29 protein-coding genes are annotated in these 26,732 nt (G+C 59.4%); 12 read left to right on the top strand and 17 right to left on the bottom strand.

The window, feature by feature from the left end; translation table 11 throughout:
* Window positions 1–6: 6 nt before the first annotated feature.
* On the top strand, window positions 7–801 hold the full coding sequence (locus BP737_RS00630; RefSeq protein ID WP_292410917.1) for a CheR family methyltransferase: 795 nt from the start codon (window positions 7–9) through the stop codon (window positions 799–801).
* 124 nt (window positions 802–925) lie between these two features.
* Here BP737_RS00630 and BP737_RS00625 read toward each other — a convergent pair whose 3' ends face one another.
* Window positions 926–1,183, bottom strand: coding sequence for a hypothetical protein (locus BP737_RS00625; RefSeq protein WP_292410916.1), 258 nt, complete (start codon window positions 1,181–1,183; stop codon window positions 926–928).
* Between the two features lie 185 nt (window positions 1,184–1,368).
* Here BP737_RS00625 and BP737_RS00620 point away from each other — a divergent pair, with 185 nt between their 5' ends.
* Complete coding sequence (locus BP737_RS00620) at window positions 1,369–1,968, top strand: hypothetical protein (protein WP_292410915.1); 600 nt, start codon at window positions 1,369–1,371, stop codon at window positions 1,966–1,968.
* Between the two features lie 82 nt (window positions 1,969–2,050).
* On the opposite strand, the gene BP737_RS00615 is transcribed toward BP737_RS00620, so the two are convergent.
* From BP737_RS00615 to BP737_RS00570, 10 genes are all read right to left on the bottom strand, one after another.
* Complete coding sequence (locus tag BP737_RS00615) at window positions 2,051–2,236, bottom strand: hypothetical protein (RefSeq protein ID WP_292410914.1); 186 nt, start codon at window positions 2,234–2,236, stop codon at window positions 2,051–2,053.
* Between the two features lie 29 nt (window positions 2,237–2,265).
* On the bottom strand, window positions 2,266–2,517 hold the full coding sequence (locus tag BP737_RS00610; protein ID WP_292410913.1) for a DUF7123 family protein: 252 nt from the start codon (window positions 2,515–2,517) through the stop codon (window positions 2,266–2,268).
* 278 nt (window positions 2,518–2,795) lie between these two features.
* Window positions 2,796–3,365, bottom strand: coding sequence for a hypothetical protein (locus tag BP737_RS00605; protein WP_292410912.1), 570 nt, complete (start codon window positions 3,363–3,365; stop codon window positions 2,796–2,798).
* Between the two features lie 212 nt (window positions 3,366–3,577).
* A complete protein-coding gene (locus tag BP737_RS00600; protein WP_292410911.1) occupies window positions 3,578–5,413 on the bottom strand; it encodes a DHH family phosphoesterase in 1,836 nt (611 codons plus the stop codon).
* 14 nt (window positions 5,414–5,427) lie between these two features.
* Window positions 5,428–6,633: a potassium channel family protein gene (locus BP737_RS00595; protein WP_292410910.1), complete on the bottom strand. Its 1,206-nt coding sequence runs from the start codon at window positions 6,631–6,633 to the stop codon at window positions 5,428–5,430.
* A gap of 29 nt (window positions 6,634–6,662) precedes the next feature.
* Window positions 6,663–7,859: a magnesium transporter gene (locus BP737_RS00590; RefSeq protein ID WP_342685808.1), complete on the bottom strand. Its 1,197-nt coding sequence runs from the start codon at window positions 7,857–7,859 to the stop codon at window positions 6,663–6,665.
* A 21-nt stretch (window positions 7,860–7,880) separates the two neighbouring features.
* Complete coding sequence (gene rnz, locus BP737_RS00585) at window positions 7,881–8,834, bottom strand: ribonuclease Z (protein WP_292410908.1); 954 nt, start codon at window positions 8,832–8,834, stop codon at window positions 7,881–7,883.
* Window positions 8,822–9,595, bottom strand: a complete 774-nt coding sequence (locus BP737_RS00580) for a sugar phosphate isomerase/epimerase family protein (RefSeq protein WP_292410907.1) — start codon at window positions 9,593–9,595, stop codon at window positions 8,822–8,824. The genes rnz and BP737_RS00580 overlap by 13 nt, the downstream gene beginning before the upstream one ends.
* Complete coding sequence (locus BP737_RS00575; RefSeq protein WP_292410906.1) at window positions 9,592–10,140, bottom strand: dephospho-CoA kinase; 549 nt, start codon at window positions 10,138–10,140, stop codon at window positions 9,592–9,594. The genes BP737_RS00580 and BP737_RS00575 overlap by 4 nt, the downstream gene beginning before the upstream one ends.
* A 150-nt stretch (window positions 10,141–10,290) precedes the next feature.
* Entirely contained in the window at window positions 10,291–10,989 is a 699-nt protein-coding gene (locus BP737_RS00570) for an anaerobic ribonucleoside-triphosphate reductase activating protein (RefSeq protein WP_292410905.1), read from the bottom strand.
* Window positions 10,990–11,165: 176 nt separating this feature from the next.
* Here BP737_RS00570 and thiC point away from each other — a divergent pair, with 176 nt between their 5' ends.
* Window positions 11,166–12,440, top strand: a complete 1,275-nt coding sequence (thiC, locus tag BP737_RS00565; RefSeq protein ID WP_292410904.1) for a phosphomethylpyrimidine synthase ThiC — start codon at window positions 11,166–11,168, stop codon at window positions 12,438–12,440.
* Between the two features lie 51 nt (window positions 12,441–12,491).
* Here the strand turns inward: thiC and BP737_RS00560 are convergent, their stop codons facing one another.
* Entirely contained in the window at window positions 12,492–13,223 is a 732-nt protein-coding gene (locus BP737_RS00560) for a class I SAM-dependent methyltransferase (RefSeq protein WP_342685807.1), read from the bottom strand.
* 169 nt (window positions 13,224–13,392) lie between these two features.
* Here BP737_RS00560 and BP737_RS00555 point away from each other — a divergent pair, with 169 nt between their 5' ends.
* The 7 genes from BP737_RS00555 (at window position 13,393) to BP737_RS00525 (ending at window position 19,500) form a co-directional block, all read left to right on the top strand.
* The gene (locus BP737_RS00555) at window positions 13,393–13,809 is read left to right on the top strand and encodes a carboxymuconolactone decarboxylase family protein (RefSeq protein ID WP_292410902.1); all 417 of its coding nucleotides are present in this window, start codon (window positions 13,393–13,395) and stop codon (window positions 13,807–13,809) included.
* 58 nt (window positions 13,810–13,867) lie between these two features.
* Window positions 13,868–14,455, top strand: coding sequence for a 5-formyltetrahydrofolate cyclo-ligase (locus tag BP737_RS00550; RefSeq protein ID WP_292410901.1), 588 nt, complete (start codon window positions 13,868–13,870; stop codon window positions 14,453–14,455).
* A 52-nt stretch (window positions 14,456–14,507) separates the two neighbouring features.
* Window positions 14,508–16,931, top strand: coding sequence for a CDC48 family AAA ATPase (locus BP737_RS00545; RefSeq protein WP_292410900.1), 2,424 nt, complete (start codon window positions 14,508–14,510; stop codon window positions 16,929–16,931).
* A gap of 65 nt (window positions 16,932–16,996) precedes the next feature.
* Window positions 16,997–17,449 (top strand): Hsp20/alpha crystallin family protein, encoded by a 453-nt coding sequence (locus BP737_RS00540; protein ID WP_292410899.1) that lies wholly within the window; start codon window positions 16,997–16,999, stop codon window positions 17,447–17,449.
* A 254-nt stretch (window positions 17,450–17,703) separates the two neighbouring features.
* Window positions 17,704–18,801 (top strand): fructose-1,6-bisphosphate aldolase/phosphatase, encoded by a 1,098-nt coding sequence (fbp, locus tag BP737_RS00535; protein ID WP_292410898.1) that lies wholly within the window; start codon window positions 17,704–17,706, stop codon window positions 18,799–18,801.
* 115 nt (window positions 18,802–18,916) lie between these two features.
* Entirely contained in the window at window positions 18,917–19,153 is a 237-nt protein-coding gene (locus BP737_RS00530) for an LSM domain-containing protein (protein ID WP_292410897.1), read from the top strand.
* A 5-nt stretch (window positions 19,154–19,158) separates the two neighbouring features.
* Complete coding sequence (locus tag BP737_RS00525; protein WP_292410896.1) at window positions 19,159–19,500, top strand: helix-turn-helix transcriptional regulator; 342 nt, start codon at window positions 19,159–19,161, stop codon at window positions 19,498–19,500.
* Window positions 19,501–19,552: 52 nt separating this feature from the next.
* Here BP737_RS00525 and BP737_RS00520 read toward each other — a convergent pair whose 3' ends face one another.
* Genes BP737_RS00520 through BP737_RS00505 form a run of 4 tightly spaced genes read right to left on the bottom strand, consistent with a single transcriptional unit; the run spans window position 19,553 to window position 22,785 of the window.
* Complete coding sequence (locus BP737_RS00520) at window positions 19,553–19,975, bottom strand: hypothetical protein (protein WP_292410895.1); 423 nt, start codon at window positions 19,973–19,975, stop codon at window positions 19,553–19,555.
* Window positions 19,965–20,588, bottom strand: coding sequence for an ArsR/SmtB family transcription factor (locus BP737_RS00515; RefSeq protein ID WP_292410894.1), 624 nt, complete (start codon window positions 20,586–20,588; stop codon window positions 19,965–19,967). The genes BP737_RS00520 and BP737_RS00515 overlap by 11 nt, the downstream gene beginning before the upstream one ends.
* Window positions 20,589–20,625: 37 nt before the next feature.
* Window positions 20,626–22,092, bottom strand: coding sequence for an IMP dehydrogenase (guaB, locus tag BP737_RS00510; protein WP_292410893.1), 1,467 nt, complete (start codon window positions 22,090–22,092; stop codon window positions 20,626–20,628).
* A gap of 3 nt (window positions 22,093–22,095) precedes the next feature.
* Window positions 22,096–22,785, bottom strand: coding sequence for a (5-formylfuran-3-yl)methyl phosphate synthase (locus BP737_RS00505; protein WP_292410892.1), 690 nt, complete (start codon window positions 22,783–22,785; stop codon window positions 22,096–22,098).
* Window positions 22,786–22,829: 44 nt separating this feature from the next.
* Here BP737_RS00505 and BP737_RS00500 point away from each other — a divergent pair, with 44 nt between their 5' ends.
* Window positions 22,830–23,510, top strand: coding sequence for a HisA/HisF-related TIM barrel protein (locus tag BP737_RS00500; RefSeq protein ID WP_292410891.1), 681 nt, complete (start codon window positions 22,830–22,832; stop codon window positions 23,508–23,510).
* Window positions 23,504–24,121 carry a dTMP kinase gene (gene tmk, locus BP737_RS00495; protein WP_292410890.1) on the top strand — a complete coding sequence of 206 codons (618 nt, stop codon included), beginning with the start codon at window positions 23,504–23,506 and terminating at the stop codon, window positions 24,119–24,121. The genes BP737_RS00500 and tmk overlap by 7 nt, the downstream gene beginning before the upstream one ends.
* Here tmk and BP737_RS00490 read toward each other — a convergent pair.
* Window positions 24,078–26,672: a valine--tRNA ligase gene (locus tag BP737_RS00490; protein ID WP_292410889.1), complete on the bottom strand. Its 2,595-nt coding sequence runs from the start codon at window positions 26,670–26,672 to the stop codon at window positions 24,078–24,080. The two genes, tmk and BP737_RS00490, sit on opposite strands and share 44 nt — an antisense overlap.
* Between the last annotated feature and the right edge of the window lie 60 nt (window positions 26,673–26,732).

Here is a 26,732-nt window from a genome sequence, read left to right as displayed (position 1 = left end):
AACGGCATGGACGCATTTGCATCACTCCAGAGGAGCATCGAGAAGCTGGTCCAGATCCAGTGTTCAAACTATAAAGAGGATTACATCAAACGGCGTATCCTCTCGCGGATGCGCCTGACGAATACTGCAGATTACGAGGCCTATCACAAGTATCTCCTCGCAAACCCGGAGGAGATCAATCTGCTCCGCAATGCTCTCACCATCAACGTCACCAAATTTTTCCGGGACACGGAGGTCTTTGAGGTGATACGACGGGACGTGTTGCCGGACCTTGCGCGTCGGAGAGACACGATCAGGATCTGGTGCGCCGGCTGCGCCACGGGTGAAGAGCCCTACTCGATAGCGATCCTCGTACACGAACTTATGGCACTCCATCCGGGGGTCAGCGTAACGATATACGCGACCGATATCGACGCCGTGGTGCTGCAGAAAGCCGCGGCCGGGATCTATGACAGAAAGGCGCTCGAAAATGTGGATGAGAAGAGAATCCGCAAGCATTTTATCAGCCATGACGATGGTAAGTTTGAAGTGCGTCCTCACATCAAAGACCTCGTCAAGTTTCGGAAACACGACCTGATGTCGGGCGTTCCCATCGCACGATACCTTGACGCCGTCACCTGTCGGAACGTCACCATTTACTTCACGGAAAAGCAAAAAAATGACCTGACGCACCTTTTTTACTCCGCACTTGCGAACGACGGCTTCTATATCATAGGTAAAACGGAGTACCTTTCAAGGGAGGTGGAGAGCCTCTTTACGCCGTACAACACGATGCAAAAGATATTCCGAAAAGCTGCATAGGGAGAGATCGTAATCGTCCCAAAAAGGTCCGCAAACCTTTTTTTGTACTACCTTGATCAAAACGCTTGCATGTCATGTGTTTGCCATCCGGGCCTTGGCAGAGCAGAATTTTGGGACAACCTCATTACCAGCGGTGGCCGGAAGAGTCCGTGTCCGTCTCGGTTTCGTCGAACTGCGACATCCGGTGCATGAACGCCTTCCGGGCCTGGTAACGCCTCAACTCAGAGAAGAGCAGGTAAAAATTTACTCCGACGACGACGATGATGAGCATGAGGCTGACCCAGAGCTGGCTGTCGCTCTGGGTAATGAAGACCGCTACGAGGAGCACCACAAACGAGAGCAGATAAAAGATCACCCACGTGCGAACCTCAGTGACGTCCATGCTCTCATCAGGACATTGGAACTGCCTCTGTATTAACGGTTCCGTTTTAAAACCTCAATCGAGAGGGGATACATGATAAAACCGGGATTATTCAAATCTCAAACGACAATTTCCACGATTACCAGGGGAGAATACAGATCTCAAACCAGAAGGTCTTTTGCCTTGTACTCCCTCCTACTATACCTGTGGATAAAGGCGACGCATTGAGCATCGTTGCTGCCCTGATCATCGTCTCCGCAATAGCGGTGATATTTCGCCCGCCTGTAGCGGATGCGGGGTCGGAAATTCCGGAAAACATCCCCCCGCCGCCCACCGTCACCGCTGCCCCTGCGCCGACATCGCCCGTACCGCCCGAACCTGCCAGGCTCACCTATACGGCCGGGTTCTGGAGTTACCCCCTCTGTCACCTCCCCGATAATCTCACGTTCTATGGGGGTTCCGACCCGCCATGGAAGGAGACCACGAAGATCATCCCGTTCGCGTACATCGAGGAAACAAGAGGAGGCATCACCGAGGCATTCCATGTGCCCTACGCGATCTGGAGGCTGAACTGCAGTTTCTCTTCAACGGTAAGGCCTGAAGCGGCACACTTCAGGATGGCACTTGTGGAACTCGAGAGCGGGACCATTGTAGAAGGGGCCGACCTGCATTACCCGGGCGGCATCATCAAAAACGTCGAGAGGGGCGGTAAGGACTTCTACGTCATCGTCAGTGTGGATGAGGTCGACTCCTACCGCATCACTCTGGAGACGCTCCCTGAATACCTGGAAAATCCTATCGAATAGAACCTCTTTTCCCACGCACCGTGAACGTGTTGGGGTCCCATCCGCGACGAGGAGGGGGGCCCCAACCGCAGCGAGCCTTAACTCAGATCTTTTCGACCGTGACCCGGACACGGTCTCCGGCCTGTATACCGTGCCCCTTCGGGACATCGATATTAAACCAGAGCACAGCAGGGTTCTCGTGACTCTTGTCCTGGGACATGAGGCAGTCTTTGTGGTCGTTGATGGTGGCCACAAACTCGACAGGTGCTTCGAACTCGACGATCTTCATGCCGTAGAGTACGGCGTTCCAGAATAAAACTATGCTGCCCGGGGGGTAACACGCCACGTCGTACTGTTCGAGTAACTCCAGCGCTTGATATCCAGCTCGTCGCAGATCTCCGAGAGGATAGCAAGGTTGATCCCGACTTCTTTCGGGGAAAGACCCAGGTCCGTCGCGATATACTTTGATTTGAAGTAGGATTTGCCTGTCTTCAGCCCGGATTTGAGGTGGTACAGGATCTTCCTCTGGGTATCGGTATATTTCTCTTTAATTCGATCTTTTGTCGACATCGACTCATTCCCTCGTGAGCAAGTGCTTTTTGTAGCGAGCACTATAAAAACCTACTCATTTGACACCAAAATATCTCCATAGATCTATACAAATCACCGGATATTATTGTGCATCGGCGCGCCGAACGGTGAGGCGAGGCGGTCGATATGCCGGAAGGGGTGGGACTGGCCCCCTCTTTTATCGGGGCTGCATAACGGTGGAGCGCCCGGTATAGGCGCCGTTGACCCGGAGACGCGGCCGTCCGGCACCGATCCGGTAGGAACCCTGTATCCTCTCGTTACTTCCTGTTCCTCCGCATCACGACAAGGAGCCCGGCTACTGCAACCGCCGTAACGACGCCGACAAGCGAGAGAGGGGCGGTAGCTGTCGGGCTTACGTTGACCTGTGCCGCCTGTATCGGCGTGAAGGTCGGCATCTCGGCCGTTGAAGTCTCTGCCGGTGTCGCTTCCGTCGTCACCTCATCCGTCCCGATGATGATGGGCGGTCCGGTCTCCACAGCAGTCTCGTTGAGAGTCTCGTTGCCCGGGGTTTCGTTAGCCGTTTCGTTGGTTGTCCCGTCAGCCGGGGTTTCGTTGCTCGGAGTCTCGTCCGGAGTCACGTCGTCCAGAGTCTCATCGACAACGGTTTCGTTGATTGTCTCGTCATCCGGAGTTTCGTTGCTCAGCGTCTCATCCGGAGTTGCCTCCGGAGTCGCATCATCCGGAGTTTCTTCGGGGGTCGGGGGGAGAGTCCAGGTCAGAGGTTCTGCGGATGCCGTGCTCTGGGCCGTCACGGGAAACATAAGGGCCGCTGCTGTCACGAAGAGCACTACCAGGAGTCCTCTCCATGTCCATCGATTTCCTGCCATGAGGACCGCGATTCGGTATAAACCTATTTTTATATTTCGGTATCAATCAAAGATACACCGGTAGTGGTTCTCCCAGACATAGCAATGCTGGAGAGATCGTTATACGGAAACAAGCGCCGTAAGAAGACACAGTGCCCGTGAAAAGACCCGAACCAGGGCCGCAAAAGAGAAGAACCCGGCAGAGAGGAATATCAGCGAGAAAGAAGTAGCGATCAGATTGGTGCTTCGCCAATCTTCTGGATCAGGCTATCCAGTACCACATCGCGCATTCCCTCGACGAACTTGATGCTCCCGACGACAAGATGACCGCCGCCGCTCACCCCGCCGCCGGAGATCTCACTATGGAGTTCGCGCACCATCCGGGGTATGTTCATCATGACGCCCCGGGAACGCAAGACGGCAAAGTCCGGCCCGAACCCGATCGTGACGACCGGCTCTCCCGGATGCGCTTTGACCAGCCGGTCATGCACCTCTCCCGAAGTCTTGCCGGGCGGCGGGAACGTGAACCTGTGAGCGAAGATCTCCACATCGAGCATGAAGAGATGAGCCCCGTTCTGCAGCACCCGGCTCTCGACGTGGGGCATGATGGCACTGAGTTGCTCCTCGATCGCGTGATTTGCCTCTTCGACCAGCAGGTCGACGAACTGTTCATGGCGTTCTGGCTTACCGGAGAGGTTCAGGATATCTTTGACAAGTTCTCTCCCATCGCCGAACCGGAGCCAGAATTGCTCATAATCGAGTGCCAGAGCAATATCGCGGCAATCGTCCTCCGAGTAGCCGGGTGCGGCCACCGCGAGGTAACGGGCACGCTCCGGTGCTTCGCTCCGGTCGCCGACCCCCGCAATCGCCGGCAGGTGCCGGATCTGGTCCTCGATCGCCGGGTTGACCATGCGGGCGATCTCCGTTCCCAGCATCCCGGCCGTGATCCCGTAATCTCCCCCCGCCAGATAGGGGTTCACGTGCCCGATCAGGTAATCATCCACGACCTTATCGGGATGGTGGTGGTCCACAACCATCACCGGGAGACCGTAGATCCGGGTCAACTTCAGCGACGGCATATCCTCCTCGGTGGACCCGTTGTCCATCAGGAGGATCAGCGGCATCTTCTGTCCGTAGCGGACGTTGTCCTTGAGAGCGAAGTCGAGGTCGCGCGTGATGTCCTCCACCTCGTAGAACGGGGCTTTGGACGGCGACCGTTTGAAGAGGAAGTACTCTGCATCGAAGTCTCCGGCGCTCTCACGGAGCAGCGCGGTCACCGCCTGCTCAATAGCAACGGCAGCACAGATCCCGTCAGCGTCCGCATGGTGCCGGAGGATAATCGGCCTCGCGGTCAGGACCGCCTTCCGGATCTCCTTTGCCACCTGGCGCATCCGGGGCCGGAGAGCGTCAAGGACCTCACTCTCAATAAGGAACGGAAGGTCGGGCGGTTCCGCACGCTTCTCAAGCGCCGCATCGATACGCCCCCGGACCTCGCCCGCGTCCCCCGGGTCCATGACCGCCATGGACCTGGCCTCGATCTGGAGCTGGTTGTTGCGCTGCATCACCTCACCCGTGAGGGAAACGATATCACCGAGGTTCACCTCAGGGTAGGCGCGGACACCCGCCTCGATGAATGCAGCCGCGTTTGCGGTGCCGGATTCGTCCACGACCGTAAAGATCGTCGGTCCCGATGTTTGCTTGATCTGGGCGATCTCGCCCTCGATCAGTACCGTCCTGCCGATCTTCTTCCCGATATCGGAAAGAAGCACATTCGTCGTCTTCTTGTTCACGTTCTGGGTCTGGTAGACGGTCGGCGTAACCTCTTCAAGGTCGATGTTGCCGTTGCTCCGGATCTGGAGGACGTGAACGATGATCGGGTCGCGCTCGGTATGCTGCAACTTTACATTACTCTTATGAACGAGCCCCTTAACCCGATCATTCAACTGGACGAAGACGCCGAACGGGGCGAAACCCTGCACCCGTCCAAGATACGTCTTTCCTTCTTCCACCTCGTCGAGGTCACAGTTCGCCCCGAGGCGATAGACAATCATGTCGTTTGTATCTTCCATAACAGTTCACCAAATCATTCTTCTTCGGGCACCCTGGCGGGGTATCCGGCAAGTTCATACAACCGGCACTCACCATCCCGTCTGCCCTTGGCGATGATAATATCACCGCTCGCTAGTCGGACATCCTTCCCCGGGCGGTAGACCCACCGGTCGCGGTGTTTGATGGCGAGCACGACCATCCCGGTCACCGTCGAAAGCGACGCCTCCTTAAGGGTCCGCGCCACGAGCAGCGACGAGCCGGCCACAGGAACCCGCGTGATAATCTCATCCGACTCACGGACGATCTTCTTAAAGACCGGCGGGACCTCAATATCACGCAGGATTACGTCGACAATGGCGTGGGCAGAATCACTGATCCCCTGTGCAAAAGAGGACATATACAAAAGACCCCGGAGGTAGCGCACATCGTCGATCTTTCGCGCCGCTTCAAGGATCCAGAGGTCCAGGTCGTAGCGCATGTCGTCGAGCGTCGAGTCAAGGGCGACCACCTCGTGCGCGACCTCCTTGTTGTTGAAGAGCAGGGAGGTGTATGCCAGTCCAACGGAGAGTTCCGAGAGGTTTTTCATCTCGATGATCAACTGGACCGCCCGGTCAAGGTCATCGACCTCGGCCGCATGCGAGGATTTTCCCGGGGCGCATTCCGTCACCCCCGCCATCCGGGAGAGGATAGCCGCTCCGGCCTCCGAGCCCCGCGATATCAGGATGTCGCCGCTCTCCACCCGGGTGGTTTTATCGGGGTCGTAGATCCAGCCCCTCCCGCGACGGATGGCAATCACCTGCATACCCGTCGTACTCTGGATTTTAAGTTCGCCGAGCGTGCGGCCGACAAGTTCGCTTCCCTGGCCGACGATAACCCGGGTGACAATCTCTTCAGCTTCGGGAAAGACGCGCTTGAGTTTTGCCGGGAACCTGATGTCTTTCAGGATAAGTTTTGCTACGTCGGAAGCCGAGTTCGCAATTCGCTCCGCTGCCTCAGCCACCTGAAGCATACCGCTCATCGCTTCCGCCTCTTCGAGCCTTCGAGCACCAAGGACGCTCTGAATTCTGGCCTGATAAACCAGTTTATTCATGCTTTCCTCGAGATTAATCACCTCGAGCGCTATCTCTTTGCTGTCGAAGAGTATCGCAGAATAGGCGAGGTCAACCATCAGTTCCGAGACGTCCTTCATCTCGATCAGAACGTCTTTGAAGCTGATCGGCTGATATTCACGTTCCGTCATGGGTCTGTCAACCATTTTCTCATGTTTTACTACAACAGCAGGTTCATCACTGTCACAAGGGTGGCTGCGCCGATCAGGTCGATCAGGCTTGTGATGACAGGGATTCCGAAGTTGTCGGGATCGAGACCATACCGAAACGAAAGGCTGGCGGTTATATACGCCACGCCGTTCACCAGTGTCACGACGGCCAGACCTGCTACAAGGCTGATGGTGACCAGTACCCCGGGGCCGGGGCTGTTTAACTCCATGAGCACCGCCGCACCATGCGCGATGAGCGCCAGCAGTGGAAGCAGTATCAACGTATAGAGATAGGAAATAATAAAATGATGCACGACACCGCGCCCGGGGAGGAACGAGGGGTTGACTTCGCCGGTGTGCATCTCCGTCGATAGGCGCGATGCGAGGATGCCGCCTATCGATCCGAGTCCGCCCGTGAACGGCGGTATCAGGATGAGGAAGACCGCAAGCACAAGCAAGTTGTCCAGATTGAACGAGTAGGTCAGCCCGGCCAGCGTACCGAAGACGCCGAGCGGGATGAGGAGAGCGAGGTTCTCGCGGACGATGGCTCCCGTCCCCTCCGACCGGCGGCGGGTGTAGAGGAGCGTGGCTATGACGACGGCGACCACGACGACACCGAGCGCCTGGCGTGCCCCGGGGGAAAGGAGCATGACCGATGTCGCGGAGAGCATGAGGATCGGGAGCGTGACGATGTCTCCGGAGGTGGTGACGGTCGGTGCGGCGATCATATCGAGGTCGAGGCCGTAACGGTAACTTACAAGCGCAACGACCAGGGTGACTCCCGTCACCACAAGCCCGGAGACGATCCCGCTCACAACCGAGATCAGCACGAGGTCGACGACGCCCACCGTGGGAAACCCGAAGAGAAGACCCGCCGCGTAGGCGAGGATGCCGAGCGCGAAGGCCGTCTCGACCGTCACCACGAGCGAGGCACGGATATTATCGCCGAGGACCGAGCCGTCCCGAAAGTCGATGGAGAACTCCCCGAGGTGCATCGACGACGAGAGGCGGGATGCAAAAACCCCGGCGATGCTCCCCCGCATATTGATGGTCGACGGCAGAAGCACCATCAGGCCGGGGATCAGGCTGAGGACTTCACGGACGGAGCCAAGATAGATGCCTGCAATGCTTAAGGCAGCGGCGCTGGCGAGCAAAGCGCCAAGACCGGTCAGGATCAGGCGGTTCTGGCTGAAGAGACCCTGCCACATCACCATCACCGTCCATCGCAATCAACCTCGATACGGGACCTCCAGCACCGTCAGGTCTGCCGGCAGGATCACGTCTCCCTCATACTGTCGCTTTGCATCGCGTATATGGTTTGCTGTGCTCGTATACCGGGAGCTTATATGCATCAGGGCAAGCATACGGGCGTTTGTGGCCCGGGCGGCCTCACCGGCTTCACCGGCGGTGGAGTGCAGGACCTCCCGGGCGCGGTTGCTCTCCTGGTCGTCGAACGTAGCGTCGTGGATCAGGAGGTCGGCGTCCCGGATCATCGCCGCGGTCTCGGGCTGGTTCTGGAGCGGTCGGGTGTCCCCGGTATAGACGACCTTCCGTCCGGGGCGCGGCTCTCCCAGCACATCGACGGGCAGGACCTCGGTCTCGACGCCGTCGCGGACGATGCGGACCGCTTCCCCGCGTTGCAGCCTCCCGAAGAGCGGACCCGGCGGGATGCCGAGCGCAATCGCCCGCTCGCGGTTGAACCGGCCGGGCCGTTCATCCTCCTCCATCACGTAGCCGAGCCCGGGGATGCCGTGAGACGTGGCGAACGCCCGGACGGTGTAGCCGCTGAAGGGCACGACCGAACCGTGGTCGAGAGCGTGAGCGGTGACGGAAAATCCCCGGGTGTGGCGGTTAATCTTCTGCACGATCTCGACGAACTCCTCCACCCAGGGAGGGCCGTAGATCGGAAGCGGGTCGGTACGTCCCATGAACGCAAGGGTCTCGATAAGCCCGAAGACACCGAGGAAATGGTCGGCATGCCAGTGGGTGATGAAGATGGCGTTCACGGTGAACCCGGTCCGGGCGCGCATCATCTGCTGCTGGGTACCCTCCCCGCAGTCGAAGAGCAGGGTATCGGAACCCCGTCGGATCAGGATACAGGAGGGGTTTCGCTGCGGCGACGGGAGCGCACCCGCCGTACCGAGGAAGTGAACGTGCAGGGTCTCGCCGGCTATACAAACCACTCCCTGAATGCTGCAAGGCTCCGCTTTGCCTCTTCAAGCGTCCGGCCCTCGATCACGACCCGGCCGGAGTAATCGCGGGCAACGACCCACCCGACCTTCTCCCAGGCGATGGTCCCGTCGCCGAGGGCAAGGTGCTCGTCCGACTTTCCGTGGTTGTCGTGGACATGCAGGTGACTGGCTTCCCGGACATGGGCGAGAAACGCATCCACAAGACCGTTGGTGTTGGCATGCCCTATGTCGAGGGTGACCCCGATCCCCGCAATCCCTTCCGTGAGTCCGAGGAGTTCCTCCGGGTAGCGGCAGAGAAAGTCCTTGATGCTGATCATGTTCTCGACGCATGCAAGGACGCCGTGCTCCTCCGCATACTTCCCGATCTCGACAAGTGCGGTCTTCTGCATCTCCCAGACCTTCTCGGGGACGAGTTTTCCTACGGGGGAGACAAACCCGGGGTGAACCGTTACCCGGTCGGTCAGGTCGGCCGCGTAGCGGATGCAGCAGCAGGTCTGACGGATGGACTCGCGCCAGATGGGGTAATTCAGCGATGCAAGGTTTAAGTCGCTGTAGGGAGCGTGGACGGTCGCGAGTAGACCGGTGCTTTCGAGGTTCTCCCGGATGGCGGCGAAATTTTCGGGGTTGTCCAGGCGATACTTCCCGTCGGCAACGATCTCCCAGCCGGTGTACCCGATGTCCTCGAGTCCGAAGACCCAGTCCCGCGACTCCCAGACCTTGGATGAAGATGAAAAATACGGAATAAGACTCATGCCCTCCCTCCGAGACGGCGGAGCAGGGCACGGACCTCCGCGGTAAATTCTTCGAGCGTTCCCTCGTTCACAACGCGACAGTCTGCCAGGGAGAGGGCTCGACCGAGCCCCCACCCGAGCTCCCGCTCGTCGCGGACCCGGAGCTCGTCGGCGGTGAGGGTGTCGTCGGGCCGGCCCCGGTTCGCGAGCCGCCGATAACGGGTCTCAAACGAAGAGACGATCCCGATGAGCGTGAAGTCGGGGAAGTGCTCCCGAAACGTCGCCACCTCGTAGTCGCCCCTGATGCCGTCGACCAGGACCACCGGAGAGGACCGGGCCTCGATGGCCGGGATGGTGATCCGGGCGACGGCGTCCATGCCGAGGTCCGCGCGCAACTTTCCGGCGATCGTGCCGCAGTTTGCGTCCGTCACCGGAAGCCCGGCCTCTCTCACCCGGTCCCGTATCGCGTCCCCCATGACCACGACCGGAATCCCGAGGTCCCGGGCGATCTTTGATATCTCTCCTTTTCCGCTTGCCGGCATACCTACGATTCCAATGACCTTCATCGAGGCTTCTCCACTTTATATAGTATATCCAGAACAGCGGGCTGTGGCGGTCGCCGCAGCCATCTCCATAAACTTTGCGTTCCCGACGCTCTTATGCTTAACGTCACCGCTGCACCGGCAGAACCGGGAACGGTGCACCCGCCGGAACAGTCACCGCTCCGGGTCGTAGCGGACCTCTCCGTCCTCCCGTGTCCTTATCCGGACGCTCCGCCCGAGCGGTGCCGCCGCTGTCTCGAGTTCCGGCCGGGTCAGAGGAGAAAAACCCGGGGCGACTCCCTGCTGGAGCACGAGGTCCGTCTCCCCGACCGCCTCCGCAATGGACGGGAGGTCGCACTCGCGGCCGCGAAAGAGAGTGACCACGGCCTCGAAATCTTCGAGGCTGCCGTCGGCCCTCGCCTGCCTGCAAACGGCGAGCGACCGCTTCACGGCATCGACGGCCGCAAGCCCGAGAAGGCCGTCGTAGCGCTCCCACGTGGTCTTGATATCGAGCGCGATCATATCCACCAGACGCCGGTCGATCAAGTCCTCAAGCACCCCGGGGAACATCCCGTTCGTATGCAGGCCGACGGAGAAACCCAGAGTACGGGCGGCGGCGGCGAGGTGGACGAGCGCCGGCCCCTGCAGGGTAGGCTCCCCGCCGGAGAAGACCACGGCGCCTGCAAGAGTACGGGAGCCCCGGATCATCGAGAGGACCTCTTCAGCGTCGCGGGGGTCTTCGCCACCCTGGAGGGCGGCATTGTGGCAGTAGAAACAACGCGCGGGGCACCCCCGGAGGAAGACGGTGCAGGCCGCCCGCCCCCGCCAGTCGACGGTGCTGATCGGGATGAAACCCCCAAAATTAACGTACAACGGATCACCAGACGGTATACTGGTGCTCCCCGATCTCTTGTAAGCCTTGGCTTTCCGGATAGCGTAACAGGATCTGAATAAGGTAAAAACAATTTTACTTGAGGAGAGATCAACAATATCTTAGCCGGAATTGAAAAAACAAGCCTTTATCAACTCTTTTCTACAAACATATGGCCATGGGTCTCATAGAAGACGCACAGCGCGGCGTCGTCACCGAGGAGATGCGAACCGTCGCAGCAGCAGAAGGTGTAACTGAAGATTTCGTCAGGCGCGGCGTGGCCGAGGGTCACATCGTCATCCCGGTCTCTCCTTACCGGAAGGTAAAGATCTGCGGTATCGGCGAAGGGCTCCGCACGAAGGTCAACGCAAGCATCGGGACGTCCTCGGATATCGTCGATGTAGATATGGAGATCGAGAAGGCCCGGCAGGCCGAGCGTGCCGGTGCCGATACCCTGATGGAGCTCTCCACCGGCGGCGACATGACGGAGATCCGGCGCCGGGTCGTCGGGACGACGACCCTCTCGGTCGGGTCGGTCCCGCTCTACCAGGCGTTCATCGAGGCCGCCCGGAAGTATGGCGCGGTCGTCGACATGAAAGAAGACGACCTCTTCCGGATCACGGCGGAGCAGGCGAAACTCGGGACCAACTTCATGGCAATCCATACCGGGATCAACTACGAAACGATGAAGCGCCTGAAGAACCAGGGACGCCATGCCGGGCTCGTCTCCCGGGGCGGGGCCTTCATGACCGCGTGGATGCTCCACAACGAGAAGGAGAACCCGCTCTACGCTGAGTTCGATTACCTGCTTGAGATCCTCAAAGAGCACGAGGTCACCCTCTCGTTCGGCAACGGTATGCGGGCAGGCGCCGTCCACGACGCAACCGACCGCGCCCAGATCCAGGAACTGCTCATCAACGCGGAGCTTGCCGACAAGGCGCATGCAGAGGGCGTGCAGGCGATCATCGAGGGACCGGGGCATATCCCCATCGACGAGATCGAGACGAACGTCGTCCTCGAAAAGCGGGTTACGAACCGGAAACCGTTCTACATGCTCGGGCCCCTGGTCACCGACATCGCGCCCGGTTACGACGACCGGGTGGCCGCCATCGGGGCCGCACTCTCTTCCTCCTACGGCGCCGACTTCATCTGCTACGTGACGCCGGCGGAGCACCTGGCGCTCCCCACGCCCGAGGAGGTCTACGAGGGCGTCATCAGTTCGAGGATCGCCGCCCACGTCGGGGATATGATCAAGCTCAAAAAGCGGGATGCCGACCTCGAGATGGGACACGCCCGCCGGGACCTCGACTGGGAGCGGCAATTTTCAGTCGCGATCAACCCCGAGCGCGCCCGGGCGATCCGGGCCGAGCGGATGCCGGCCGATACCGATGCCTGCACGATGTGCGGGGACTACTGTGCGTTGAAGATCGTCGGGCGGCATTTCAACTTCTAAAGGATAGAAAGAAGGAGGGGGTTCGGCGGACTCTTCTCCCCATCACCGCTCTTACTTTTTCCCAAGTATAAAGAAATGCTTGCTATCCTGCTTTCTGCCTTCAAGGAAGCAGTCATTGGTGTGTCGAACGTCCAATAGCGTAAAATCTGAAAACAACCGGAGCACATCGTCCAGGTTCACATGAAAATGCGGGATATCCTTTTCCGGACCCTCATCGGTCTTCACAATCGTGTTTTCGTCCAGTCTGGGATACCCGGCCTCAGTAAACGACCAGGTCTCCTTGGAGCACAGCGTCAAATAAAACTCACCGCCGGGCTTCAACACTCGCTTGATCTCCCTCAAAATGACGTTCATCCCGCGGGTGTCGGTATGAGATGCGACGTGATATGCAAAGAGGCAGTCAAAAGAACTGTCTGAATACGGCAATTGCAGCATGTCGGCAACCCGGGTATCAATGCATAAACCTTCCCGGTTTGCCCATTCTCTCAGATGCCTAACCCCGTCGGATGATAGATCAAACGCCGATACGCAAAACCCGTAATTCGCAAAAAAAATGGAGTGGCGACCTAAACCGCAACCGAAATCCAGCAGATCTTTAAACCCCGCCTCCTTCCAGCGATAGGCGATATAGTGACTCTCTTCGCCGGGTATGAGCCATACATTATCCTTTTCAGCGTTCCAGTCCCAGGACTTCGATACTGACATTTTTTCGTTCGCCTCCGGGCATAACATCCGGACCGGTTTTGTAGCCCACGGATGTACCTTGAAGATCAGGACATACAATGCCGTCCATAACGCAGGTTTGACCTCATGGATATTATACCCATAGAGCGAACTCGCGGTTATCAATCGTGTACACCCCTACTTCATACTCGACTCCCGTACCAACGGATGCATACAAAAACCACACCGTTATCCTCCTCCCCGTTCACACTCATTACGAGGAGATCTCATGAAACCCGATACCGAAAAACTGGTGAGCGACTTTCTTACCCATGCAGACGATCTCGGCGACGATATCACGGAGGACATAAGAGAGATGCTCGGCGTCGTGCCGTTCATCTTCACCGTTCTCCGGGACCGGCCCGACACCTTCGCGCTCTCAGCCATCGCCGATTCCCGGATCGCCCGGCCGGACTCCCTCAACGCAAAAACCGCGGAACTGATCGCCGTTGCCGCCGCTGCGGGAGCAGGGGCGGAAAACTGCCTGAAAGTACATCTCGGAGCCGCCCTGAAGGAAGGGGCATCGCGCGACGAGGTCCTCGACACCCTCCTGATCGCCGCCATGGTCGGCAAAACCCGGGTCCTTGCGTCCTCCCTCCGCCAGTTCCGGGAGGTCTACGGCAAAGAACAGGGGGCGGAGGAGTAGGCCGCACACCCCGGGGCATGCATACTTTATGGTCTGATTCAGCCAAACCTTTTTCACAATGAGCCAGACAAAGGCGGCCCTCCGGGAGCAGGCAAAGGAGGCCAGGTCTCTTCTCTCGCCTCGAGCGATCGCCACGTACAGCAGCAGCATCGAAAGAAAACTCCTCGAACTTCTGAACGGATTTACGACCGTCATGGTCTATGTCTCAAAGCCCCAGGAGGTCCGGACAGACGACCTCATCATCGACCTGAACCGCCGGGGCGTGCGGGTTGTCGTGCCTCTCATCGAACGGGAGACCCGAAGCCTCCGCCTGTCGTATCTGCCGGACCCCGCGGTCCTTGTCCCGAGCACGTTCAACGTGCCCGAGCCGATCGGACACGAACTTCCGGCACGGCCGGGAGACATCGGGGTCGTCGTCATACCGATGCTTGCATTCGACGCCAGAGGAAACCGCCTCGGTTACGGTGCCGGGTATTACGACCGTTTCCTCTGCCGCTGCCCGCACGCGCAGAAGATCGGCATCGCGTTCTCCTGTCAGCAGGCACAGAGCATTCCTGTCGACGAGAACGACGTGAAGATGGATTACATCGTTACAGAAAAAGGGATTTACCGGGTGCAACGCGAGTGGGACAGTGAGAATATATAAATACTAGATAACACTTACTTATAGTAAACCATCCAAAGAGGAGATTGTTCACATGCCTAATACCGAATCCGTTGAGGTAACCATCAAAGAAGCGGCTCACGAGGATGCCGGCCGTGGGATCGGAAGACTGAGCATGGACACCATGAAGACTCTCGGTCTCGTCAGCGGCGACGTCGTCGAGATTGAGGGCCGTCAGAAGGCGGCGACGCTCATATGGCCGGGATTCCCGCAGGACACCGGCAAGGCGGTCCTGCGCATCGACGGCAACACCCGGAGCAACGTCGGGGCGGGGATCGACGACAAAGTCCGGATCCGGAAGACCGAAGCCGGATACGCGAAAAAGGTGACCATCCAGCCGACGCAGCCCATCCGCCTGGTGGGCGGGGAACAGTACCTGGGGAGAATCCTGCGGGGCCGGCCGGTCACCGAGGGGCAGCAGATCCGGGTCAGCATCCTCGGCAACCCGCTCACGTTCGTCATCGCCAAAGTGGCCCCGAAAGGCATCGACATCGTCACCGACAGCACCGAGATCGAACTGAAAGAGACCCCGTACGAGCCCAAGGAAGGGCAGCGCGAGGTTGTCGGGGATGTCCACTACGAGGATATCGGAGGGCTCGACCGTGAGCTCCAGCTCGTCCGGGAGATGATCGAGCTCCCGCTCCGGCACCCTGAACTCTTCGAGCGTCTCGGCATCGAACCCCCGAAAGGTGTTCTGCTCTACGGCCCGCCCGGAACAGGAAAGACGCTGATCGCAAAGGCCGTAGCAAACGAGGTGGACGCTCACTTCATCACGCTCTCGGGCCCCGAGATCATGAGCAAGTACTACGGCGAGTCCGAAGAGCGCCTGCGGGAGGTCTTTGAAGAAGCCCAGGAGAACGCACCCTCAATCATCTTCATCGATGAGATCGACTCTATCGCACCCAAACGTGAGGAAGTGAAAGGAGAGGTAGAACGCCGGATCGTCGCCCAGCTCCTGGCCCTGATGGACGGGTTAAAGACCCGGGGCAAGGTGGTGGTTATCGCCGCAACGAACCTCCCGGACCTCATCGACCCCGCCCTCCGACGCGGCGGCCGGTTCGACCGTGAGATTGAGATCGGCATCCCGGACACCAAGGGGCGGCAGCAGATCTTCCAGATCCACACGCGGGGCATGCCGCTTGCCGAGGATGTGAACCTCGACGACTATGCCCGCTCCACGCACGGTTTCGTCGGCGCAGATATCGCGCTGCTCGCAAAAGAGGCCGCAATGCACGCGCTCCGCCGGATCATACCGCAGATCAAGATCGAGGAGGAGATCCCCGCCGAGATCATCGACCAGCTCCGCGTAACAAACGAGGACTTCATCGAAGCGCACAAGCATGTTGAGCCGAGCGCGATGCGGGAGGTGCTCGTAGAGATTCCCGATGTCAAATGGGAGGACGTAGGGGGTCTCGACGACGTCAAAGCCGAACTCGCGGAGGCCGTTGAATGGCCGCTCAAATATCCGGAAGTATTCTCCTCTCTCGATACCGAACCCCCCCGCGGCATCCTGCTCTTCGGACCCCCGGGGACCGGGAAGACTCTCCTTGCAAAAGCGGTAGCAAACGAGAGCGAATGCAATTTCATCTCCGTAAAAGGTCCGGAGCTCCTCTCAAAATGGGTCGGAGAGTCTGAGCGCGGCGTCCGTCAGGTATTCCGAAAAGCGCGGCAAGCAGCACCGTCGATTATCTTTTTCGACGAGATTGACGCACTTATGCCCAAGCGCGGAGCTTATATAGGATCGTCACACGTAACTGAAAGTGTGGTAAGCCAGATCCTGACAGAGCTCGACGGCCTCGAGGAGTTGAACAATGTCGTGGTTCTCGGCGCTACCAACCGCCCGGACATGCTGGACGAGGCGCTGCTTCGCCCCGGCAGATTCGACAGGATCATCTACGTCCCGCCGCCCGACCGGGAAGGCAGAAAGAGGATCTTCGAGGTGTACCTCAAGAACAGGGAGATCCTCGCAAACGACGTCGACATCGACGACCTGGTCGAGAAGACCGAGGGTTACGTCGGCGCCGATATCGAGGCACTGGTCCGCGAAGCAAAGTTATCCGCCATGCGCGAATTCATCGCGGCGATGGGCGGAAAGAGCGAGGAGGAACGGCGCCGGGCGATCGGCAACGTGAGGATCACGAAGAAACACTTCGCGGACGCCCTCACCCGCGTGAGGGGTACGCTGGATCTCGACCGGCTGGAGGAGAACGAACGTCATTCCTGGGAGATCCTCTATAACCAGGAGCAGCGGTCGACGCTCGAGGATGCCGTCTCGACCGTTAACCGTGCCGGGATGCGGGAGACCGGAAAGGTCGAGCAGGAAGTCAAGGACCTGGCGCAGGCCCTCAAAGAGGCGGTCTACGCAAGAAGGAAAGACTTCGGGGAGATCAAGCGCCTCACAAAGGAGTTAAAGACCAGGATCGAACGCCCGCTGCCGCAGACGGCTACGGCGTTCTGACCGGGCGTCCCCAGAGGAGGGGGCTCGCCCCCTACCAGCAGTGATGAAGAAACAACGTGATGCACATGAGTGACAGTCCAACAGACATCTTCGAGCAGCTCAACGAACTGATGAAACGCCTCATGGAGCAGGGGCTCAAAGAGCAGGGAGACCAGAATAGGCCGTTCGCCTACGGGTTCAAGATCGTCCTCCACGATGCCGGGGCGACGGAGCCCGCCGTAGAGGATACTGAATCCACTGTCTATCCTGCAGAGGCCCAGTCAGAAGGGACCATTGAGCCGATAGCAGAGATGTATACGACCGACGATGACGTAACGGTGGCAGTCGATCTTCCGGGCGTCGAGAGGGAGGATATTCACCTGTCGCTCATCAACGGTACGCTGACGATCATCGCGGGCGCGAGCCAGCTGACCTCGGTGGAGATCCCGACCGTGGACCCCGACTCCATGCAGTCAAACTATAAGCACGGAGTCCTGGAGGTCAAGTTCTCCCGGGGTAAGCCCATCAAGATCGACTGACCGGAACCTGCCTGCCGGCCCAAACCCCGGCAAGGCCGCAACAGTTTTTTCTCCCATCGGGCATCCCCGATGATCTCGCCCGCCGGGAACACTAACCGGCGCATATGCTTCGAAAGGATCGGCCCGCCAGAAACCAGGCAAACCGCATATGCGGGTTTGCCGCAGCCAACGTTTTTCAAGACAACAACACCTACATATACGGTAATACCTATCTACTAGTCGTAAGGGCTACGCCCGCCAGGTAGTGTGATGAAATGGCTAAAACCACCGTGTCCGTAATTAAAGCAGATGTTGGCAGTTTCCCGGGGCATTCCCGGACCCACCCGAAGCTTCTTGAGGTAGCCGCCCGGAGGCTCAAAGAAGCGGAAGGCAGCACCCTCATCGACTCGTACGTCACCCACTGCGGTGATGATCTCGAGTTGATTATGACGCACAACAAGGGCGAGGACAATGAAGAGATCCACAAGTTGGCGTGGGACATCTTCATGGAGTGCGCCGGGATCGCGAAAGAGATGAAACTCTACGGCGCCGGCCAGGACCTGCTCGGCGACGCGTTCAGCGGCAACGTCAAGGGAATGGGACCCGGTGTCGCAGAGATGGAGTTTGAAGAGCGCGGTTCCGACCCGGTCCTGGTCTTCATGGCCGATAAGACCGAGCCCGGGGCATGGAACTACTTCCTCTATCGGATCTTCGCCGACCCCTTCAGCACATCCGGCCTCGTCATCGACCCGTCGATGCACCAGGGGTTCACGTTCGAGGTTCATGACGTCATGGAGAAGCGGAGGATCCGCTTCAACACGCCCGAAGAGTCCTACAGCCTCCTTGCGTACATCGGAGCTCCGAGCCGCTACGTGATCAAGTACGTCTGGAAGAGGGACGGCACGATCGCGGCGTCCACCAGCACCCAGCGGCTGAACCTGATGGCCGGCCGCTACGTCGGTAAGGACGACCCGGTCATGGTCATCAGGGCACAGAGCGGGTTCCCGTCGGTCGGCGAGGTCATCGACCCCTTCAGGACACCCATCCTCGTGGCCGGCTGGATGCGCGGCTCGCACCACGGACCGTTCATGCCGGTGGGCGTCTGCGATGCGAACTGCACCCAGTTCGACGGACCGCCCCGGGTCATCTGTCTCGGGTTCCAGGTCAGCAACGGAGAGTTGATCGGGCCTGCGGACATGTTCGACGATCCGGCGTTCAACCGCGTTCGCGACCGGTGTTGCGAGCTCTCCGACGTTCTCCGGGCCCACGGGCCGTTTGAACCGCACCGCCTCTCGCTTGAGGAGATGGAGTACACCACGCTCCCGGGCGTTGAGAAGCAGTTTAAGGACCGCTGGGAAGACCTTCCCGAGTAACTCACTTTTTTTCGAATCGGCCGGCGGGTGCAGAGGTATGCGCTCAACGGTGCCGCGACGCCTGCAACCAGTCATGGGGAAACCTTAATGCGTGAAGATAACCATATAGGAACAGATGGTTAACGGCATTGTACTCCCCGTAAAGAAAGTTTTTTCGCTCGTCGACTCTAAAATCGTCGTTGAGATCAAAGATGACGGCAGAAAACTCCAGGGCCGGCTCGTGGCAGTGGATGAACACCTGAATCTGCATATGGACGAGACTACCGAGTATACCGGCGATCAGAGAGGCCGCACCCTTGGAACCGTCGTCATCCGCGGCAACAATATCCTGACCATTGCACCCGTGCTCTGATAGCCATGCCCGACCAGGAGGAAGAAGCACTCAAGGTTATTCAGTCCCAGCGCCAGGGAATTCTCCAGAGCACGCTCTGGAAACATCTCAATATCGACAGCAGGAAGTGCTCAAGGATTGTAAAACGGCTGCTGGATGCAGGGTTGATCGAACGCGTCGAGTTCCGCAGCGACGGCATCAAGACTTACCTTCTGCGGGCGAAGAGGCGAGCGATCGACCCCTGCGTCATCCTGGCAGGAGGAGAGATCCTCCCGTGCATCGGCTGCGAACGGGAGTGCACACCTGAAGATTGTGCGCTCCTCCTTGACTGGATGTACCAGCTCGCCCTTGAAGAATGTCAGGAATGAGACACTTTATTTTTAACCCGATATAAAAGAGTGGAAAAACTCCGGGCCCGGTTCAGGACCGGGCAATCTCGCCCGGGACGCTCTTCTTACGACAGACTGCATCGATCACGCCGTGCTGCACATTGTAGAAACTGTGCAGAATGTCTATCTCGCAGTCGAGATCGATGACCGTCTCTTCGTTGCCCCCGGTGCAGAGCGTTACGGAGTTTTTCTGGAATGTGACGTAAGGAGCGCCCTCTGCCCGCGCATCCGTCATCGCGGTGATGTAGATACAGTCATCTCCCTCGACCACCTCCACATCGGACCCTTCATTCTCGTTCTCCGCGGACGGGTCAAGGTAAGGCGACCCTTCGGGCAATCCGCTGATGATGGTGAACCCGATGATCCTTGGGTCGTGAAGGGGCATCTCGCTTAAGATCCTCTCCATCAACCGCGCGATATTCCGAAACATTTCGTCGTATGGATCATTCGCCATGTGTACCACGTATTCGATATCGATTGTTGACCTGCTCGACAACCCCGGTATACACGAGATTGCTCAGTCTCTGTTTCAGCTCATCCGTGGACAGGCTGCTCACTTCCTCGAGTTCAACGAACGTCAGGTCGGCATGGGAGAGAGGAAGAATGATGTCCAGATCCCCATCGTCGGTGAGGAAACCTCCCTTCGTGCGCAGGACCTCGTCGAACCTCGATTCGATCTCCCGCTCCAGTTGTTCGAGATTATCCAGAAGTTCGTCGCGGGCCCGGACCATCCGCCGGAGTGCCGTGAGATTTCGCATAAATCTTGTCTCCTGGTCCTCTTCAACAGAGGGGAGCATAACCCCATCCTGCTTTTGCAGGTTTACGATGACATTGATGTCTTGCGAGAGGTAGTAATACTTTCGCCTGCGCTCGTCCTGGCAGGAAACAAGGAGTTCCTCCCGCTCCATCAGCTGCAGGTGCTCTATCACCGCTTTCGGACTGAGCAGCAGGCGCTCGGAGATCTCAGTCACAAAACACGGTTTCTGCCTCAGCAATTCTATTATTCGCCGTCTGTTCCGGTTTCCCAGGATATCGAGTAAACGGGAAACGTCGCTGCCCTCAAGCATGTTTACTAAATGTTAGTGATTTCAAGATAAAAAGATATCATTCGAAGAGGCGATAGTTCGGTGCCTCATCGGTGATCATAATATTATGAGGGTGACTCTCGCCGTAGCCCGCAGGCGTGATCCTGATGAACTTGCCGTTCTTCTTCAGGTCGGGTATCGTCTTCGACCCCGTGTAACCCATCGCAGACTTCAGACCGCCGACAAGCTGATAGATGACGTCCGAGACCCGACCGACGTAGGGAGTGACCCCCTCGACGCCTTCGGGAACGAACTTGGTCCTCCCGATCCCCTTCTTCTGGAAGTAGCGGTCGCTCGACTCCCCGCTGCTCATGACACCGAGCGAGCCCATCCCCCGGTACTGCTTGTAACGCCGGCCCTTAATCGTCGTAACCCGTCCCGGCGCTTCATCGGTGCCGGCAAAGAGACTGCCCGCCATGATACAGTCCGCGCCCGCGGCAATCGCCTTTGCGATATCTCCGGAGTAACGGATGCCGCCGTCGGCGATCACCGGCACGCCGGCATCGCGCGCCACCTCGGCGACGTTTGCTATCGCAGAGATCTGCGGCACGCCCACGCCCGCGACGATCCTTGTGGTACAGATGGAACCCGGTCCGATACCCACCTTCAACCCGTCGACGGAATCGACCAGGACGGAGGCAGCCTCTCTTGTGGCAATGTTCCCGGCCACCACATCGACGGCGACGCTCGCCTTGATCTCCCTGACCGCTTTTACGACGTTCATGTTGTGGCCGTGCGCGCAGTCCACTACCAGGGCGTCGACGCCCGCCTCGACAAGCATCATGGCCCGGTTGAAGTCAAAGGGGCCCACCGCGGCGGCGACCCGGAGTCTCCCGTTTGCATCACGGTTTGCGCGGGGATACTGCCGTTTTTCGAGGATATCGCGCATCGTGATGATGCCGACAAGGCGACCCTGCCCGTCGACAACCGGCAGGCGCTCGACTTTGTTCGAATACATCGTATCGAGCGCACTGTCCGCAGTGATGTCTTCCGATGCGGTGATCAGGTTCTTGGTCATGTAGCCGGTGATCTTTGCATCGCCCTGTCGGGGCAGGATCGCCCGGATATCCCGACGACTGACGATACCGATCACCCTGTCATCCGTGATAATGGGCACGCCGCCGATACCGTACTGTTTCATGACCCGTTCCACATCGGTTACCGTGGACTCGGGGCCGACCGTCACGACCTCGCGCTCGATCAGGTCCTCGGCCTGTTTGACGATCCTGACCTCGGCGACCTCGCGCTCCGCGGGCAGGTTCCGGTGAATGACGCCGATGCCGCCCTCGCGGGCCATCGTTATCGCCATCACCGACTCGGTCACCGTATCCATGGCGGCGCTCACCAGAGGGATATTCAGGGGGATGTTTCGTGAGAACCGCGACCTGACGTCGGCCTCGTCGGGCTCGACCCAGGATTCAGCGGGCTCAAGCAACACATCGTCAAATGTAAACGTTGTTTCCAGATTCATCTTCTCGCTGTACATACGTCACCTGATCATCATCATAGCTTTTTCCACCAGTTCGGTCCGGATCGCGGCCGACCGGTCGCCCCCGCAGACCATCCCCCGGACGCCAATGATCTCCGGGTCGATGCGCTTTAAGGCAGCGAGATCTTCAAACTTCAGCGAACCGGCAAGGGCCGTCTGAAGCCCGAGCTCCCGGTTCCGTTCAGTGAACCGGGCCAGTGTCTCCTCGTCCATGAACTCAAAGAGACTCTTCCCATCTTTAATACCGGTGTCGATCATGGCGACATCGGCTCCTGCCTCTGCAACCAGCGGACTGACAGCAAACGGAGAGATCGTACCCAGTCGTTGAAAATCAGCATAAGCGGCGATGACAACGGACTTCCCGGGAAATTCCTGCTTTACCGCCGTGGTCACCGCCTCGATGACCTCACGGGCACGGTCGGCCCCGTCGAACATCAGACCGATCTTGATAAAATCCGCTCCTGCGTGCGCGGCACCGTAAGCCGAAAGAGCCGCAGTTCCGGGCTTATACTCATTGTCCCCGATTGCAGCGCTGACAGGCTTTTTCCCGGCGAGAGCCTTGATCTCCCGGATGACCCAGGGAAAGTTCGCACCCAGCGAGCCCTCCGAGGGTTTCTTCACGTCGATTATGTCAGCAGAAAGCGAACGTTTTGCCTCTTCAGTGCTGCTTGGACTGACGAGTAATTGCATAGAAATTAATGATCCTGCACCCTAATAGTGATTGCGTTGAGGACATGGAACTGATTCTTGCAGTCGATCTTGCAGCCGGTCTCGTGGTGCACGGGAAGTCCGGAAAGCGCGCCGACTACCGACCGCTCACCTGGGGGATCTCCCCCTCGGCCGAGCCGGAGACCTTCATATCCACCCTGCAGCCCCGTTTTCTCTACATTGCGGACCTCGAAAGCATTCAGGGGAGGACCCCGCAGGACGAACTTGTCCGCCGCTCTGCAGCGCTGGTCGAGCGCTGCTACCTCGACCGGGGCTGCCGGTCGCCTGCCGACTGCACGGCGGTCGCCGGGACGACACCGGTCGTCGGTACCGAGACGGCGGCGAGGGCGATCGAAGACCTTGCGGCCTATCCGGGAGGTTACCTCAGCATCGACATCAAAGACGGTCGGGTTCTTCCCTGGGGCATCCGGCCGACGGAGATGCTGCACCATGCATCCAGGTTCTCGTTTGAGGGATGCATCATCCTGAACATCGGCGCCGTGGGAACGGAGCGGGGCCTCTCCCGGAAAGAACTTGAGGAGATGCGGGCGTGCTACCCCGGGCGCCTCATCTACGGGGGCGGCGTTGCCGGGATCGACGACATCCGTCTCCTCGACGACGCCGGGTTTGACGGGGCAATCGTCGCAACCGCCGTCCATCACGGCGCGGTGCCGCTACTCTGGGTCCGGAGGGGCCACCCGTGCTGATCACCATCGAGGGGATCGACGGGAGCGGCAAGAGCACCCTTCTCTCCCGTCTCCGGGAACTCCTCGCCGACCTTGACCCCGTCTTCACCCGCGAACCCGGCGCCACCTGGGTCGGCGACCCGGTGCGGCGGGCGGTCGCCGAGCGGATAGACCCGATCACCGAGGCGCTGCTCTTCTGCGCCGACCACGCCGCGCACATCGATAGGGTGATTCGCCCGGCGCTCGACGAAGGGCGGCTCGTCATCTCCGACCGCTACTCCGACTCCCGGTTTGCCTACCAGCCGGTCGTCCTCGACGGGCTCCTCCCCGATCCCCTTCAGTGGCTGCGCCGGATCCACGAAGGATGGTCGATCCGGCCCGACCGGACGTTCCTTCTCGTCCTCCCGGTGGAGGATGCCGTCGCAAGGCTGGACCCTGCGAAAAAGAGAGAATATTTCGAAAATGCCAAAATTCTCGCGCGGGTGCAGGAAAATTACCTGGGCCTTGCCGCCCGGGACCCCGCGCGGTTCGTCATCGTCGATGCCCTGCTCCAGAAAGAGGAGGTTGCCGGGTTCATCGCCGACGAGATCAGGACGAGTGTCCGATCGTCACGACAGCGTCCTCGAACGTGAGGACGTCCACCTCTTCTCCCGCCACCCGATAGGCGACCTTCGGCGTGAAGGAGCCGGGAGGCACCGGGACCTCCGCACCGTCGACGGTGACGGTTGCGGGCGGATTTTTGAGTTGCTCCGACGGAAGCGCCTGCACGGCCTCCATGAACCCGCGGGCCTGCTTTCGGAGCGCCGGGCCAATGACCGCCATGTTAAAGTTCACACCGCTTGCGACCTCTTCGAGGAGGGGTTTCCCGGTGCTCCAGCGGGCAGCGGCATTGAGCGCCCGCCCGGCGTCACCGGCGTCGTCAACCGGCTCCGGGGCGTAGATCGTCACGTGGCCGAGCGGGGCGTTCAGCGCCAGACCCCGGTCGTGCTTGTAGCGTCGGAGTTCAGCGACCGTCTTCACAAGGAGGTCGCCGTGGCGCCGCGCCGCATCGTCGATATACTGGAAGTCGGGCCAGGCCTCTTTATGTACGCTTCTCCCGGCGAGGTAATGGTAACACTCCTCCGCAAAATGCGGGATGAACGGGGCGAGGAGACGGCAGAGGACATCCGTGGTCGTCCGAAGTGCGCTGCATGCGCTTGCCCTGCTGCTTTCGTCTGCATACAGGCGGCCCTTCACGATCTCGATGTAGTCGTCGGCGAGCGTACCCCAGGCAAACTCCCGGATCGCCCTGAGCGCCCGGTCGAACTGGTAGCCTTCCATTGCGGCGGTGACCTCTGCGACGGTATCGGAGAGCCTGACGAGCAGCCACCGGTCGATGAGTTCCGTCACCGGCGCCGGGTTCTCCGTCCCGGAGTCCAGGTGCCCCACGACGAACCGGAAGATGTTCCAGAGTTTCGTCTGGAACCGGGACGCGGCGACGACGTCGTTCCAGTTAAACGTGATATCCGAGCCGATCGCCGCACCTCCCGCACCCCACTGCCGGAGCGCGTCCGCGCCGTACTTCCCGACGATCTCCTCAGGGGCGATGATGTTGTTCCTGCTCTTGCTCATCTTGAACCCGTCTTCCCCGAGCACCATGCCGTTGACGAGGATCTTGTCCCAGGGGTGGCCGCCGACGAGCGCCTTTGACCGGAGGATCGTGTAGAACGCCCACGTCCGTATGATGTCGTGGCCCTGGGGGCGGATCTGCGCCGGGAAGAGCGGGGGTTTTGCGTCGGTTCCGTCCCACCCGGTGACGTGCAGCACCGATATCGATGAGTCCATCCAGGTATCCAGGACGTCCTTCTCGCCGATGAAGTCCGAACCGCCGCACTTCGGGCAGGGAGTTTTCGGCTTATCGACGGTCGGGTCGATAGGGAGGTCCTCCAGGGCCGGAAGGACCATCTCGCCGCAGGAGGCACAGAACCAGACCGGGATCGGGGTCGCGAAGATCCGCTGCCGGGAGATGCACCAGTCCCATTCCATCGATTGAGCCCAGTTCTCCATCCGGGTGAACATATGCTCCGGCGTCCAGGAGATCTGCCGGGCCGTCTCGAGGATCTGGTCCCGGTGGACCTTCACGAACCACTGGCGCTCCGAGAGGATCTCGATCGGGGTCTTACACCGCCAGCAGGTTCCGACCCGCTGTTCGAGTTCTTCCTGCCGCTTCAGGATGCCCGCCTTCTCCATGTCCCGGAGGATCGCCTTTCTGCAGGCCTCCGAAGACATCCCTGCATAGGGGCCGGCCACCGCGGTCATAACACCCTTCCGGTCGATTGCCTTCCGGAGGTCCAGTTTATGCTGCTTCCACCAGTAAACGTCCGTCTTGTCCCCGAACGTACAGATCATCACCGCACCGCTGCCGAAGCCCGGATCGACCGCAGCATCCTCGATGACCGGCACCTGGTGCCCGAAGATGGGGACGGTGAGCCGCTTCCCCGCAAGGTCGCGGTATCGCTCGTCGTCGGGATGAACCGCCACCGCAACACAGGCCGCGAGGAGTTCCGGGCGGGTGGTTGCGATCTCGACGCCGTCGAAGTCGAAATAGTTGAGGCGGGTGGTACGGGGGGTGTAGTTGACCTCGGCGAACGCGATTGCCGTCTCGCACCGGGTGCAGAAGTTCACCGGATGCTCGCTCTGATAGATGTCGCCGGCTTTGAGCATCTTGAGGAACGACGCCTGGGTCTTTCTGTAGTACTCCGGAAGCATGGTGATATACTCGTGGCTCCAGTCGGTCGAGAACCCGAGCCGCCGCATGGTCACACGCATCTTCTTAATATTTGCAAGCGTGAGGTCGCGGCACATCTCCCGGAACTTCTCCCGCGGTACATCGTTCTTGGTGATCCCGTAGGTCTCCTCTACCTTCACCTCGGTGGGGAGGCCGTGGCAGTCCCACCCCTGCGGGAACATGACGTTGTAGCCGCGCATGCGCTTGTATCGTGCGATGAAGTCGATATAGCACCAGTTTAAGGCGTTCCCGATATGGAAGTTGCCGGTGGGGTACGGCGGCGGCGTATCGATGATGAACCGGGGCTTCGGTGAGATGGGATCGAAATAGTTATCTTCATCCCGCCAGATGCTCTGCCAGCGCTTCTCCACTTCTTCGCTATCGTAGTTCTTTGGTAGTTGATGTGACGGCGACATTTTCAGTGTATAATCTCTCTCTTTCCAGTGAGATATATTGTTCTACAGGGTTTTCCTGCC

The organism is Methanoculleus sp. UBA291 (assembly GCF_002499755.1).
Lineage (GTDB): Archaea > Halobacteriota > Methanomicrobia > Methanomicrobiales > Methanoculleaceae > Methanoculleus > Methanoculleus palmolei.
The sequence above is the reverse complement of the archived record's forward strand: the minus strand, read 5'-3'. Positions and strand labels throughout refer to the sequence as shown.